Here is a 13494-nt window from a genome sequence, read left to right on the forward strand (position 1 = left end):
GTCCCGGGCCGCGAAATTGCGCGGAACGCGGGTAAGTCCTAGCGCCGGTTGTCGTCCTGATGTTCCGCAGCCCCTGGCACTTCCTCGGCGGCGGAGCCCTCTTCGTGAGACAGGCGGTAGGCGACGGCGAGTCCCCAGGGGACGCCGAAAAGGAGGACGAGGGCGAGGCCGAGAACGAGTGGAGCCGGGCGTGCGGCACCGACTCCCGCACACACGACGGCCATGGCGACACAGGTGCGGGCCAGCGGCCGGTAGAGCCCGCGGTCCGGGCGCCAGACGCGCAGGGAGGTCGCGAGCACCGTCGTCGCGCAGAGCACGACCGCCGCGCCCCCGCAGAGCACCCAGGCCGTGGCGGCGGGGGTCCTGCTGTCGTGGGCGTGCTCGACGAGGCCGACCATCGCGGCCCCCATGGCGGCCATCGCGGCCATGAGCGGCAAGTGGATCAGCATCCACTGCACGGTGCTCGCGCGGGTGGGCCTGGGCCGCCGGTGTCCGGCGAAGTCGAAGTACGTCCACCAGGCACCGAAGCCGACGACGACGGCGACGAGTCCGACGGCGAGGGTGAGCGCGTTGGTCGGCTCGTGGGTCAGTCCGTCGACCACTCCGGTCACGGTCTCGCCGAGCACGATGATGATGAACAGCCCGAACCGTTCGGTGAGCGCGTCGGTCACGCTGAGAGCGACCGCCTGTACCGGGGTGGCCGTACCGACCATGACCGCGAACCCCACCAGGTAGACGACGGCCCAAAGGCCCCACGTCAGCACGCGGACGCCTGCGGGCAGGGCGGCGCTCGCGGCCAGGAGGACCGCGGAGACTGCCGTCCCGGTCACGAACAGCGTGCTGGGGCGGCGGAATTCGGGGCTGTCACCGCGTGCGGCCAGCAGCCACAGCACCGCCAGCACGGCGAACAGCACCCCCGCGGCCACGGCGAACGCGACTCCGCGTGCGCCACCCGCCTCGGGGATGAACGCACCCAGCGGCACGAGTACCAGGATCTGCAGCAGGAACATGATCCGGCCGCGAGCATCCTCGCGCCCGTGCAGTTCGTGGTGGAGGGTGCCGTTGAACCAGGCGATCCACACCAGCGCGAACACCGCGGCGAACTCACCCAGCCCGTGCCAGGTCAGGTGCCCGGCCAAGTGGTGGGCAGCCTGGGCGACCAGCACGACCACCACCAGGTCGTAGAACAGTTCGAGCGGGCCGACCACCCGCTCGCGCGGCTGCTCGCCATGGGCGCGCGGAGGCTGCCACAGCTGACGGCGCAGCCGGGCCCACTGCTCGTGTCGCGAGGCCATGCGCGCAGGGTAGATCGGCTAGCGGACGAACGCCTCGGATACGGCCCACAGCCGGGCCGCGTTCCCCGGGTCCAGGGCGTACGGCGCGACGCCGGCGACGGCACCGGCTCGCTCGGTGACGGGCCGGGACTGCGCACAGTCCTCGAAATAGCGGCCGGTGATGCCTTCCACCGTCGGCGAGGCGGCCAGCAGCACCGAGGTCGCGGCGCCCTGCTCCACCGTCTTCTGGGGTGGCAGCGCGAGTTCGCCCGAGGCGATGAAGTCGGCCACCTGCTGCATGTCCATGTGCCGGGCGAGGGACGTGTCCGCGATGTTGCCCGGCATCAGCGCGTTGGCGGTGATGCCGTCGTCGGCCCAGCGTTCGGCGGCACCGACGGCGAACAGGGCGTTGGCGGTCTTCGACTGACCGTAGGAGGTCCAGGGGTCGTAGGGACGGAAGCGGTAGTCCAGGTCGTCGAAGACGACCGGTGAGAAGAGGTGGCCGATGGAACTCACCGAGACGATCCGTGCGCCGTCCGCCGCCGCGAGTGCCGGGTGGAGGCCGGTGGCGAGGGCGAAGTGGCCCAGGTGGTTGACGCCGAACTGCGTTTCCCGGCCGTCAGATGTGCGGGTGAGTTCCGGCGGGGCCATCACTCCGGCATTGTTGACCAGGATGTGCAACGGGCCTTGCCAGGCCGCCACGAACGCCGCGACCGTCGACCGGTCGGCCAGGTCGAGCCGCCCCACCGTCAACTGTCCTGAGGCGGGCGGCAGTTCCTTCTCCAGGCGCTCCGCCACGCGGGCACCCGCTTCGGTGTCCCGCACGGCCAGCGTGACGTCGGCGCCCGCCGCGGCGAGCGCCCGGGCCGTCTCCACCCCGATTCCGGAACTGGCTCCGGTCACCACGGCCCGGCGGCCGCGCAGGTCGACGCCGTCGATCACTTCGGCGGCGGTTGTGCTTGCCCCGAACGTGTGGGGCGTCTGAGGTGCGGACATGAGGTGAGTCTCCTGAACCGAATGAACTTGAACTGAATGAACCGAATGACATGCGTGAAGTGGGCCGGCCCCGCGACGGGAACCCGTGAGGCGCCGACCGGCCCTCAGCCGTTGAGCGTCCCCATGAACTCGGGTGCGTAGCGGTCGCCGGTGACCGCGCCGTGCGGGGCGACCGCCTCGATCGCGGCGATGTCGTCGGCGGTGAGAGTCACCTCGGTCGCGGCGACGTTCTCCTCCAGGTAGCGGCGGCGCTTGGTGCCGGGGATGGCGACCGCGCCCTGGTGCTGGACCCAGGCGAGTGCCAGCTGGGAGGGCGTGACGTCCTTGCCGGCGGCGATGCGGCGGACCTCGCGGACGACATCGAGGTTGCGGTCGAAGTTCTCGCCCTGGAAGCGGGGGTCGGTCCGGCGCCAGTCGTCCTCGGCGAAGTCGTCGGGGCTGGTGATCGAGCCGGACAGGAAGCCGCGCCCCAGCGGGGAGTAGGCGACCAGACCGATCCCCAGTTCCGAGAGGGTGTCGCGCACTCCGTTGTGCTCGATGTCGCGCTCGAAGAGCGAGTACTCGGTCTGCACCGCGGCGAGCGGGTGCACGGCATGGGCGCGCCGGATCGTCTCCGCGGACGCCTCGCACACGCCGATGTGCCGGACCTTGCCCTCGGCGACCAGCTCGGCCAGCGCGCCGACGGTTTCCTCGATCGGCACCTTGGGGTCGATGCGGTGCAGGTAGTAGAGGTCGACGTAGTCGCTGTCCAGGTGCCGCAGCGACCGGTCGAGCGCGCGGCGTATGTAGTCCGGCCGGCCATTGAGGTCGCGTACCTCGCCGTCATCGGTGATCTCCACGCCCGTCTTCGTGGCGAGGACGACGGCATCCCGGCGCCCGGCCACCGCCTTGCCGACCAGCTGCTCGTTGACGAACGGGCCGTAGCTCTCGGCGGTGTCCAGCAAAGTGACGCCGAGTTCCAGCGCACGGTCGATGGTGGCCAGCGACTCCGTCTCGTCGGTGGCGCCGTAGAAGACGCTCATGCCCATGCAGCCCAGGCCTTGGGTGCCTACCGTCAGGCCCTGGCTGCCCAGTGCTTGCCTTTCCATGGCTTCTCCTCGCGTAACGGGCCGGGGTGGGCACCTCGGCCTCACATCTCATTGACATGTGTATATTAGACGCGTTTATGGCATATTGCACTCTTCTGCGGCTTTCCTGGACGCAAGGATCGAGCTGTGGGCGGACACGTGGAGGCCGTAGTGGTCAGTGAGCGCACCGACCCGCGCATCACGCGGACCACCGGCGCCCTGCGGCAGGCCGTCGTCGAACTCGCCTCGCAACGGCCCGTCTCCCAGATCACGGTCGCCGACCTGGCCGAGCGCGCGGGCGTGACCCGGGCGACCTTCTACAACCGCTACGGCACCGTGTTGGATCCGCTCATCGAGGTGCTCGACGCCGACCTGGAGACCGGGCACCGGCGGGAGGACCGGCGCCGCGCCGAGGGGTACCCGGGCCTGGAACTCCTGCGTCTGGCCGTCTCGGAGGTGGCCGACCACGTCGAGCGGTTCGGGGACCTCTACCGGCACGCCCTCGGCGACCCCGCGGACCGCGGTGTCTACGACGCGCTGGTGCGCCACTTCAACGACTACGCCCTGGCCTACCTGGCGCGCGGCGCAGACCGCGGTCTTCCCGGCGTTCCCGGCACAGGCCACCACCAGGTGGTCGCGCAGTTCCTGGCGCACGGTTTCGCCGGAGCCGTCAAGGCGTGGCTCAGTGACCCGGACGTCACCCGGGAGGACCTCGTCGACGCCGCCGTGACGTGCGCACCCGCCTGGTGGGCGTCCGCGGGCGAGGCCCGGGACGCCGACAACTGCGTGTAGGCGTGGGTGAGCGCGGTCCGAAGGCCGCTGTCATCTCCGCACCCCGATGCCTTCCGTCCCTGGTCAGGACGGATGCCGCCTGACCTATGCTGACGTGGTGAGCAGCGAACCGGTCCCGCCGCAGGACACCGCCGTCGAGCTGATGCGGGCGATGACGCGGCTGCGGGCGCGGCTGCGCACCGAGGCGCCGATCGACGACCTGCCGTGGAACTGGTCGCATCTGACCACGCTGCACCGGGTCGTGACGGACGGTCCGATGACGGTGAGCGAGCTCGCGCAGGCCGAGCACGTACGGCGCCAGTCGATGGCGGAGACCGTGACCGCTCTGCGCGACGGTGCGCTGGTCACCACCGCCAAGGACCCGAACGACGGGCGCAAGTCCCTGGTGAGCGCGACCCCCGCCGGACGGGCGCTGACCGAGCGGATCCCGGCGGCCCGTGAGGCATGGCTGGCCGGCGTGATCGGGACCGCGCTCAGAGCCCCCGAGCGTCGGTCGCTCGACAAGGCCGCCGAGATCATGAATCGCCTGGCCGACTACGAGACTCCTTAGCGTGAGTGCCCTTGGCGTCCTGCCGCGCTCAGGGCGGCGAGGTCCGCGGTGCTGATGATCTCGGCCTGGCTCGGGAAGACCTTCTCCACGAGGACCTGGTGCACCTCCGGGTCGGGGTCGGCGGTGGCGTCGGCCAGGAGGAACAGGCGGTAGTCCTCGTCGGCCGCCTGCCGCAGGGTCGTCAGCACCACGCCGCCGGTGGAGAGCCCGGCGAGTACCAGGGTGTCCACGTTCCGGGCGCGGAGCTCGGCGCGCAGATCGGTGTCGCCCGCGAAGGCGCTGATCCGTATCTTGCGCACGGTCAGATCGCCCTCCTCGGCCTTCAGGGACTCGTGCACCGCCGTCGCAGGGGTGCCGTCGGTGAGGTACCCGGCCGCGGCGGCCTGGGAGAACGTCTTGTTGTGGGCGGGCACGGCGGCGGCGTCCTCCTCCGTGAGCGCGACGCGTACGAAGACGACGTGCGCACCGTGGGCGCGGGCCCAGGCCAGTGCCTCGCCCGCGCGGGCGAGCACGCCCTCCGGGTCGGGCACGGCGCCGAGCACGAGGGGCTGGAAGTCCATCAGCAGCAGTGCGGTGCGGGCCGGGTCGATGGTGGGGGTGGTGTGCGTACCAGTGGTCATGTCGGTGGATCGGCTTTCTGTGCTGTGTGGGGGGTCTCTGGATGGGCCGGCGCCCGGGGTCGGGCTCCGGGCGGCGTGGGTTCAGTTCGTGTGCTGCCGGTCGGCCCCGGCCAACTGGCGGTCAAGGACGGTCATGATGAGGACGAGGGCGGAGATCGCGACCAGCACCCACGCGATGAGGTGCAGGCCGCTGTCGTCCACGCCGCTGTGGAAGGCGGTGCCGGTGATCGCCGCTGAGGCGATGGACCCGAGGTAGCCGAAGGTGCGCAGCAGTCCGGAGGCGGTGCCCAGCGCGTTGGCGGGGGCCTCCTGGTAGAGGACGCTCTGGTTGGCGACTGTTCCGGCGCCGGAGGTCAGGCCGAAGACCGCGGTGACGCAGACGACCACCGCCATCGGGGTGCCGCTGTCCAGGAACAGCGCGGCCACCGCGCCGACGAGCAGCAGAACAGCGCAGGCGGTCAGCGGCAGCCGCACCCCCGCCCGCCGCGACACCACCCGGGCGGCCAGGGCGGTCAGCGCGCCCATCGGCATCAGCGCGAGCCCGGCCTGGTAGGCGGAAAGGCCGCGGGCCACCTCCAGCCACTGCGTGAGCCCGTACAGGATCACGTACGTGCCCATCAGGGTCAGGCCGTTGCGCAGATAGGTGCGGGTCAGGGCCCCGTTGGTGACGAGCAGGCGTACGTCGAGGAAGGGCTGGGCGGCGCGCAGCTCCCAGCCGACCAGGGCCACGGCGAGGACCAGGGCGGCGGCGAGCGCGGGCCGGTCGAAGTGCGGCAGCGCGGAGAGGAAGATCATCAGCGCGGTGAGCGAGCCGCCGAAGCCCAGCATGCCCAGCAGGTCGATGCGGGACGCGAAGGCGCGCAGCGAGCCGAAGCGCACCGGGTCGGGGTCCCGCGCGATCCCGGCCCGCGCCAGGATCAGGGCGACGGCCGCGACCGGGATGTTGATCCAGAAAGCGGTGCGCCAGCCCGACCAGCCGATCAGCAGTCCGCCGATGGCGGGACCGATGGCGACGGTGGCGGCACCGGTGATCGACAGACCGCCGAGCACCCCGCGCGGCGGGGCCTCGTGCCCGGCCTGTTCGGCGCGGCGGCGGATCAGCAGCATCGCCGCCGGGTAACCCGCCGAGGTGCCCGCGCCGATCAGTACCCGGGCCACGATCAGCGCTGTCAGCGAGTGGGCCAGCGAGCCGACGATCCCGGCCACGAGCACCAGCGCGATACCGGCGACGAAGATCCGCCGGGGCCCGAACACCTCGGCGAGGCGCCCGGCGGCCGGCTGGGCCAGTGCACTGGTGAGATAGAGGCTGGAGATCAGGATCGCGGTGTCCCCGACGGGGATGCGCAGGGCCGCGGCGATGGAGACCAGTGCCGTCGCGATGATCGAGCTGTTGACCGGATTGAGCGCGGCCCCCAGGTACAGCGGCGCCACAAAGCGTGCGCCGAAGGGATTGCCATGGGGCGCTCCGGCCTCGGCCGCCCGCTCCGGAGCGTGGGTGTCACCGGCGAGGGGCATGGCGCGGTTCCTTCCTCCGGGACCTCCGGGACCTCTGTGGCGGGGGTGGCCTGCCGGGGAGATCCCGATGCTAATGCGCAGGCTGCCTGACAAAGATAAGCAGGATGCCTGCCTATTTCAAGTCCACCCGGGAGTGGCCGGAGGGTTCGGTCGACGGGGGATCGGAGTGCACCTTCCTGAGCCGCGGCCGTGCGTCGTGAGAAGCTGGGCGCCATGAACCGGTTGGCTGATGTGACCTCGCCTTATCTGCTTCAGCACGCGGAGAATCCGGTCGATTGGTGGCCCTGGGTGCCCGAGGCGTTCGAGGAGGCTCGGCGCCGTGATGTACCCGTCCTGCTGTCGGTCGGTTACAGCGCGTGCCACTGGTGCCACGTCATGGCCCACGAGAGCTTTGAGGACGCCGAGACGGCGGCGTTCATGAACGAGCACTTCGTCAACGTCAAGGTCGACCGCGAGGAACGCCCGGACGTCGACGCCGTCTACATGGAGGCCGTGCAGGCGGCGACCGGGCAGGGCGGCTGGCCCATGACCGTGTTCCTCACGCCGGAAGCCGAGCCCTTCTACTTCGGTACGTACTTCCCGCCCGAGCCCCGCCACGGCATGCCCTCCTTCCCGCAGGTCCTGGAGGGCGTGCATGGCGCCTGGACCGGCCGGCGGGACGAGGTCGCCGAGGTCGCGGGGAAGATCGTGCGGGATCTCGCCGAGCGGGAGATGAGTTTCGGGGACGACCAGGTGCCCGGCGAGGAGGAGCTCGCCGGAGCGCTGCTCGGGCTCACCCGGGAGTACGACGCCTCGCGCGGCGGATTCGGCGGGGCGCCCAAGTTCCCGCCGTCCATGGTGATCGAGTTCCTGCTGCGCCACCACGCGCGGACCGGCTCCGAGGGCGCCCTCCAGATGGCCGCCGACACCTGCGAGCGGATGGCGCGCGGCGGCCTCTACGACCAGCTCGGCGGTGGCTTCGCCCGCTACTCCGTCGACCGCGAGTGGGTCGTACCGCACTTCGAGAAGATGCTGTACGACAACGCCCTGCTGTGCAGGGTGTACGCGCACCTCTGGCGCGCCACCGGCTCCGAGCTCGCCCGCCGCGTCGCCCTGGAAACCGCGGACTTCATGGTGCGTGAACTCCGAACCAACGAGGGCGGGTTCGCCTCGGCCCTCGACGCCGACAGCGACGACGGGACCGGCAGGCATGTCGAGGGCGCGTACTACGTGTGGACGCCCGAGCAGCTCCGCGACGTGCTCGGCGAGGAGGACGGCGGGCTCGCCGCCCATTACTTCGGGGTGACGCCGGAGGGCACCTTCGAAGAAGGGGCCTCCGTTCTTCAACTTCCGCAGCACGAAGGCGTTTTCGACGCCGGCCGGATCGCCTCGATCCACACCCGGCTGCTCGCCGCGCGTGCCGAGCGGCCCGCCCCCGGCCGCGACGACAAGGTGGTCGCCGCCTGGAACGGGCTCGCCGTCGCCGCCCTGGCGGAGACCGGCGCCTACTTCGAGCGCCCCGACCTCGTGGACGCCGCGATCGGCGCCGCCGACCTCCTCGTACGCCTGCACATGGACGATCGCGCACGGCTGTCCCGTACCAGCAAGGACGGTCAAGTCGGCGCGAACGCGGGGGTGTTGGAGGACTACGCGGATGTCGCCGAGGGGTTCCTGGCGCTCGCGTCCGTCACGGGGGAGGGGGTCTGGCTGGAATTCGCCGGGTTCCTGCTCGACCACGTGATCGTGCAGTTCACGGATTCCGAGTCGGGCGCGCTGTTCGACACGGCCGCCGACGCCGAGCAGTTGATCCGCCGGCCGCAGGATCCGACGGACAACGCCACGCCCTCCGGCTGGAGCGCGGCGGCCGGGGCGCTGCTGAGCTATGCCGCCCAGACCGGCGCCGGGCCCCATCGCACCGCCGCCGAGCGGGCGTTGGGCGTGGTGAAGGCGCTCGGGCCGCGCGCGCCCCGGTTCATCGGCTGGGGTCTGGCGGTGGCCGAGGCGCTCCTGGACGGACCGCGTGAGGTCGCGATCGTGGGGCCGGGCGATGATCCGGCCACAAAGGCCCTGCACCGTACGGCACTTCTGGCCACCGCGCCGGGTGCCGTCGTGGCCGTGGGAGCGCCGGAGAGTGATGAGCTGCCGCTGCTTTCCGGCCGACCGTTGGTGAACGGGAAACCGGCCGCGTATGTCTGCCGTAACTTCACTTGTGACACCCCGACGACCGATCCCGACAGGCTCGGCACGGCGCTGAGCGGCTGAAACGGCCCTCCCCCAACCGGGCCAAACGCCACCAGTGTTCAGATTGTTCAGTTACTCGACCGAGTGTGATGAAACACGCTCTTCACCAGGACAACCCGTGCGCTTCACAGTTCAACCATAGTCTCTGCACCGTGACGCGACAGGTGTGACCCACTGTCGCGACTGGGGGCTTTTGGGGATCTGGGGGGATCTGTTGCTCACGTCTGTCTTCATCGCTGCCGTTTCGCTGGCCTTGTTCTGGATGGCCGCCTTCACCTTGTGGTGGCAGATGCACGCGTGGCGTACGCCCGAGGTGCTCGCTTCCACCCGGTTCAGCAGTCCGGACGGCGGGGAGAGCCTGTCCTTCTCGCTGCTGCTGCCCGCGCGGCACGAGCAGGCCGTGCTCGACCACACCATCCAGCGGCTGCTGGAATCCAGCCACACCGACTTCGAGATCATCGTGATCGTCGGCCACGACGACCCGGAGACCACCGCGGTGGCCCGGAGCGCCGAGGAGCGCGACCCGCGCGTCCGTGTCGTCGTCGACCACCACGAGAAGAAGAACAAGCCGAAGGCCATGAACACGGCCCTGCCGCACTGCCGCGGCGATGTGGTCGGGGTCTTCGACGCCGAGGACCAGGTCCATCCCGAGCTGCTCGCCCACGTCGACCACGCGTTCCGCACCACGGACGCCGACGTCGTCCAGGGCGGTGTCCAGCTCATCAACTTCAACTCCAGCTGGTACAGCCTGCGCAACTGCCTGGAGTACTTCTTCTGGTTCCGCTCCCGGCTGCATCTGCACGCGCAGAAAGGGTTCATCCCGCTCGGCGGCAACACCGTCTTCGTACGGACGAACGTCCTGCGGGAAGCCGACGGCTGGGACCCCAACTGCCTCGCCGAGGACTGCGACCTGGGTGTGCGGCTCTCCAGCGTCGGCAAGAAGGTCGTCGTCGCGTACGACTCCGACATGGTGACCCGGGAGGAGACCCCGGGCAGCCTGATGTCGCTGATGAAGCAGCGCACCCGGTGGAACCAGGGCTTCCTCCAGGTCTACCGGAAGAAGGACTGGAAGCAACTGCCCGGTTTCGGCCAGCGGTTGCTCGCCCGCTACACGCTGATGACGCCGTACCTCCAGGCCGTCTCCGGTGTGGTCATCCCGCTCAACGTGGCCATCGCGCTCTTCCTCGACGTGCCCGTCGGCGTCGCGTTCATCACGTTCCTGCCGGCCGTGACCGCCCTGGTCACCTTCGTCTTCGAGCTCGTCGGACTGCATGACTTCGGCAAGCAGTACGGGCTTCGAGTCCGCTTCATCCACTACCTGAAGCTCATTGCCGGCGGTCCCTTCTACCAGGTGCTGCTGGCGGGCGCGGCCGTGCGTGCCGTATGGCGCGAGCAACGGGGGCGCAGTGACTGGGAGTTGACCAGTCATGTCGGCGCGCATCTCACCGAAGTGATCCGAGAGGACGTTCCTGCGTGACCTCCACTCTTCCCGCGGCGACCACCACCACGGTCCCCGCGCAGCGGCCCCGTGCGCCCAAAATCATCCCCAACCCCACTCCGGGCTTGCGTTTTCGCAGTTCGCGCTCGGATCTGATCCTGTGCGCGGTGCTCCTCGCGGCGATCCTCGTCGTCCAGGGCTGGAACATCGCCGACTACCCCACCCTCAGCGACGACGAGGGCACCTATCTCGCGCAGGCGTGGGCCGTGCAGCAGGGCAAGGGCATGGCCCACTACACGTACTGGTACGACCACCCGCCGCTCGGCTGGATCCAGATAGCCGTGCTGACCTGGATCCCCGCGCACCTCAGCCCGTCGCTGATGACCGTCGGCTCGATGCGGGTCGCGATGCTGCTGATCAGCGCCGTCAGCGCGGTCCTCGTCTACGTCCTCGCACGCCGTCTCTCGCTGCCGCAGTGGGCGGCCGGGCTCGCGATGCTGCTCTTCGGGCTCTCGCCGCTGTCGGTCGTCCTCCAGCGCGAGATCTTCCTGGACAACATCGCGGTGATGTGGACGCTGCTGGCGTTCTGCCTGGCGGCCTCGCCGAGCCGTCATCTCTGGCACCACTTCGGTGCGGGCATCGCGGCCGCCGCGGCCGTGCTCACCAAGGAGACGATGCTCGTCATCCTGCCCGCGCTGCTGGTCACCATGTGGCGCCACGGCCACCGTGACACCCGCAAGTTCGCGCTCACCGGAGCCATCACGGCCTGCGCCCTGATCGGCATGGCGTATCCGCTCTTCGCCCTGCTCAAGGGCGAGTTGTTCCCGGGCTCCGGCCATGTGTCGCTGTGGGACGGCATCGCCTACCAGATGAGCCGCCCCGGCTCCGGATTCATCCTCGACCAGGGCACCGGCTCGTACGGCGTCCTGCACTCCTGGCTGTACTACGACCGCGTGCTGCCCCTCGGCGGCCTCGCCGGCGCCCTGCTGCTCCTGGTCACCTGGCGCTGGTCGGTGACCGCGCGCGCCCTCGCCGGACCCGCGCTCACCGTAGCGATCCTCGCCCTGGTGGCACTGCGGCCGAGCGGCTACCTGCCCGCGATGTACGTCATCCAGGCGCTGCCGTTCCTCGCCCTCGTCCTCGCCGGCGGCACCGCCAGCGTCGCGCACGCGGTGCTGCGCAGGTGGCGGAGCGAGCAGGAGAAGACGTACGTCACCTGGTCGCGCCGCGGGCTGGCGGCCGTACTCGTCGTGGCGGCGGGCGCCTATGTCGTGCCCCGCTGGTACGACGGCGACCACACCGCCGTGACCACCGACGCCAACGCCCCCTACCGGGCGGCCTCCGCGTGGCTGAAGACCGAGGTGAAGGACCCCAGGAGCACCCGGGTCCTCGTCGACGACGCGCTCTGGCTCGACCTCGTCCACGACGGATACCGGCCCGGCCTCGGCGTCATCTGGTTCTACAAGGCCGACCTCGACCCCGCGGTGACCAAGACGATGCCGCGCGGCTGGCGCGACCTCGACTACGTCGTCGCCTCCCCGACGGTACGGCGCGACGCGGTCGACCTGCCCAACGTGAAGGCGGCGATCGAGCACTCGACGCCGGTCGCCACCTTCGGCAAGGGCGCGGACCGCATCGAGATCCGGCACATCAACGACACCACCACCACGTCCAGTTCCGGAGGCAGTCGATGAACAGCTTCGAGAGCTTCGAGAGCACTGTCCCGGACGAACTGGGTGATCCGGCCATACGCGCCGCCGAGGTCCCCGAACCCGGCGCGGTCACCATCGTCGTACCGACGTTCAACGAGTCCGCGAACATCCGCGAGCTGCTGCACCAGATCACGGAGTCGGTGCCGTCCCGGCTGCCCTGCGAGGTCGTCTTCGTGGACGACTCCACGGACGACACCCCTGAGGTGATCTCCCAGGCGGCGCAGGACTGCCCGTTCCCCGTCACCGTGCTGCACCGCGACGAACCCGTGGGCGGGCTCGGCGGCGCGGTCGTGGAGGGGCTGAAGGCGGCGAGCTCCGACTGGATCGTCGTCATGGACGGCGACTGCCAGCATCCGCCGTCCCTGGTACCGGAGTTGGTCGCCTCCGGTGAGCGCGCGCACGCCGGGCTCGTCGTCGCCAGCCGCTACATCAAGGGCGGCAGCCGCGAAGGGCTCGCGGGCGGCTACCGCATCGCCGTCTCGCGCGGCGCGACCTGGCTGACCAAGACGCTCTTCCCGCGCAAGCTGCGCGGCATCAGCGACCCGATGAGCGGGTTCTTCGCGATCCGCCGCAGCGCGGTCACCGCGGACGTCCTCCAGCCGCTCGGCTACAAGATCCTCCTCGAACTCGCCGTGCGCAGCCGCCCCCGCCAGGTCACCGAGGTGCCCTTCGTCTTCCAGGACCGGTTCGCGGGCGAGTCCAAGTCGACCGCGCAGGAAGGCTTCCGGTTCCTGCGCCACCTCGTCGGGCTGCGCACCGCCTCGCCGGTCGCCCGCATGGTGGTCTTCGGACTGATCGGCGCCACCGGCTTCGTACCGAACCTGCTCGGCCTGTACGCGCTCACCGCCGCCGGCCTGCACTACGTACCGGCGGAGATCCTCGCCAACCAGCTCGGGGTGGCCTGGAACTTCCTGCTCATCGAGCATCTCCTCTTCCGCGAACGCCGGGGGCACCGGCACTGGTGGGACCGTGCCGGCCGGTTCGCGCTGCTCGCCAACGCCGATCTGGTGCTGCGCATCCCGCTGATCGCGCTCTTCGTCGACCGCTTCGGGATGGGCGCACTCTCCGCCACCGCACTGGCCCTGGTGACGACCTTCGTCCTGCGCTTCGCGGGGACCGAAGCGCTGGTCTATCTGCCGCGCCGCAGCGGCAAGCACGCGGGCGAGAGCCGCGGCCGCACAACAAGGAGAACCGCGTGAGATACCGGGTACGACCAAGGCGGAGAACCTCACTCCTGGCCGTGGCGGGCCTGGCCGCCGGACTGCTGCTCGTCTCGCCGCAGCCCGCGTCCGCCGCCAACCTCGTCACCA

At 70.5% G+C, this 13494-nt stretch carries 11 protein-coding genes; 6 read left to right on the forward strand and 5 right to left on the reverse strand.

Annotated features, from left to right (window positions below):
- Window positions 1–38: 38 nt before the first annotated feature.
- From OG975_RS30370 to OG975_RS30380, 3 genes are all read right to left on the reverse strand, one after another.
- The gene (locus tag OG975_RS30370; RefSeq protein ID WP_406332549.1) at window positions 39–1295 is read right to left on the reverse strand and encodes a low temperature requirement protein A; all 1257 of its coding nucleotides are present in this window, start codon (window positions 1293–1295) and stop codon (window positions 39–41) included.
- Between the two features lie 18 nt (window positions 1296–1313).
- Window positions 1314–2270, reverse strand: coding sequence for an SDR family NAD(P)-dependent oxidoreductase (locus tag OG975_RS30375; protein ID WP_406332550.1), 957 nt, complete (start codon window positions 2268–2270; stop codon window positions 1314–1316).
- A gap of 104 nt (window positions 2271–2374) precedes the next feature.
- On the reverse strand, window positions 2375–3358 hold the full coding sequence (locus OG975_RS30380) for an aldo/keto reductase (protein WP_406332551.1): 984 nt from the start codon (window positions 3356–3358) through the stop codon (window positions 2375–2377).
- Window positions 3359–3484: 126 nt separating this feature from the next.
- Between OG975_RS30380 and OG975_RS30385 the strand changes: the two genes are divergently transcribed.
- Both OG975_RS30385 and OG975_RS30390 read left to right on the forward strand, forming a co-directional pair.
- Window positions 3485–4129, forward strand: a complete 645-nt coding sequence (locus tag OG975_RS30385; RefSeq protein WP_406332552.1) for a TetR/AcrR family transcriptional regulator — start codon at window positions 3485–3487, stop codon at window positions 4127–4129.
- Window positions 4130–4226: 97 nt separating this feature from the next.
- Window positions 4227–4679 (forward strand): MarR family winged helix-turn-helix transcriptional regulator, encoded by a 453-nt coding sequence (locus OG975_RS30390; RefSeq protein ID WP_406332553.1) that lies wholly within the window; start codon window positions 4227–4229, stop codon window positions 4677–4679.
- On the opposite strand, the gene OG975_RS30395 is transcribed toward OG975_RS30390, so the two are convergent.
- On the reverse strand, window positions 4676–5299 hold the full coding sequence (locus OG975_RS30395) for a cysteine hydrolase family protein (RefSeq protein ID WP_406332554.1): 624 nt from the start codon (window positions 5297–5299) through the stop codon (window positions 4676–4678). The two genes, OG975_RS30390 and OG975_RS30395, sit on opposite strands and share 4 nt — an antisense overlap.
- A gap of 81 nt (window positions 5300–5380) precedes the next feature.
- A complete protein-coding gene (locus OG975_RS30400; protein ID WP_406332555.1) occupies window positions 5381–6814 on the reverse strand; it encodes an MFS transporter in 1434 nt (477 codons plus the stop codon).
- Between the two features lie 213 nt (window positions 6815–7027).
- Here OG975_RS30400 and OG975_RS30405 point away from each other — a divergent pair, with 213 nt between their 5' ends.
- The 4 genes from OG975_RS30405 to OG975_RS30420 all read left to right on the forward strand — a co-directional run bounded on the left by OG975_RS30405 (window position 7028) and on the right by OG975_RS30420 (window position 13383).
- A complete protein-coding gene (locus OG975_RS30405) occupies window positions 7028–9055 on the forward strand; it encodes a thioredoxin domain-containing protein (protein ID WP_406332556.1) in 2028 nt (675 codons plus the stop codon).
- 193 nt (window positions 9056–9248) lie between these two features.
- A complete protein-coding gene (locus tag OG975_RS30410) occupies window positions 9249–10511 on the forward strand; it encodes a glycosyltransferase (RefSeq protein WP_406332557.1) in 1263 nt (420 codons plus the stop codon).
- Window positions 10508–12166 carry an ArnT family glycosyltransferase gene (locus OG975_RS30415; RefSeq protein WP_406332558.1) on the forward strand — a complete coding sequence of 553 codons (1659 nt, stop codon included), beginning with the start codon at window positions 10508–10510 and terminating at the stop codon, window positions 12164–12166. Before OG975_RS30410 ends, OG975_RS30415 begins: the two co-directional genes overlap by 4 nt.
- Window positions 12163–13383, forward strand: a complete 1221-nt coding sequence (locus OG975_RS30420) for a glycosyltransferase (protein ID WP_406332559.1) — start codon at window positions 12163–12165, stop codon at window positions 13381–13383. The genes OG975_RS30415 and OG975_RS30420 overlap by 4 nt, the downstream gene beginning before the upstream one ends.
- Window positions 13384–13494: the final 111 nt, after the last annotated feature.

It is taken from the genome of Streptomyces sp. NBC_00203, assembly GCF_045206325.1.
In the GTDB taxonomy this organism is placed as follows: domain Bacteria; phylum Actinomycetota; class Actinomycetes; order Streptomycetales; family Streptomycetaceae; genus Streptomyces; species Streptomyces lutosisoli.

Bases quoted from the DNA above. Each gene is read 5' to 3' on its own strand.
- OG975_RS30370 (WP_406332549.1), bottom strand. From the start codon at position 1,295: ATGGCCTCGCGACACGAGCAGTGGGCCCGGCTGCGCCGTCAGCTGTGG.
- OG975_RS30375 (WP_406332550.1), bottom strand. From the start codon at position 2,270: ATGTCCGCACCTCAGACGCCCCACACGTTCGGGGCAAGCACAACCGCC.
- OG975_RS30380 (WP_406332551.1), bottom strand. From the start codon at position 3,358: ATGGAAAGGCAAGCACTGGGCAGCCAGGGCCTGACGGTAGGCACCCAA.
- OG975_RS30395 (WP_406332554.1), bottom strand. From the start codon at position 5,299: ATGACCACTGGTACGCACACCACCCCCACCATCGACCCGGCCCGCACC.
- OG975_RS30400 (WP_406332555.1), bottom strand. From the start codon at position 6,814: ATGCCCCTCGCCGGTGACACCCACGCTCCGGAGCGGGCGGCCGAGGCC.
- OG975_RS30405 (WP_406332556.1), top strand. From the start codon at position 7,028: ATGAACCGGTTGGCTGATGTGACCTCGCCTTATCTGCTTCAGCACGCG.
- OG975_RS30420 (WP_406332559.1), top strand. From the start codon at position 12,163: ATGAACAGCTTCGAGAGCTTCGAGAGCACTGTCCCGGACGAACTGGGT.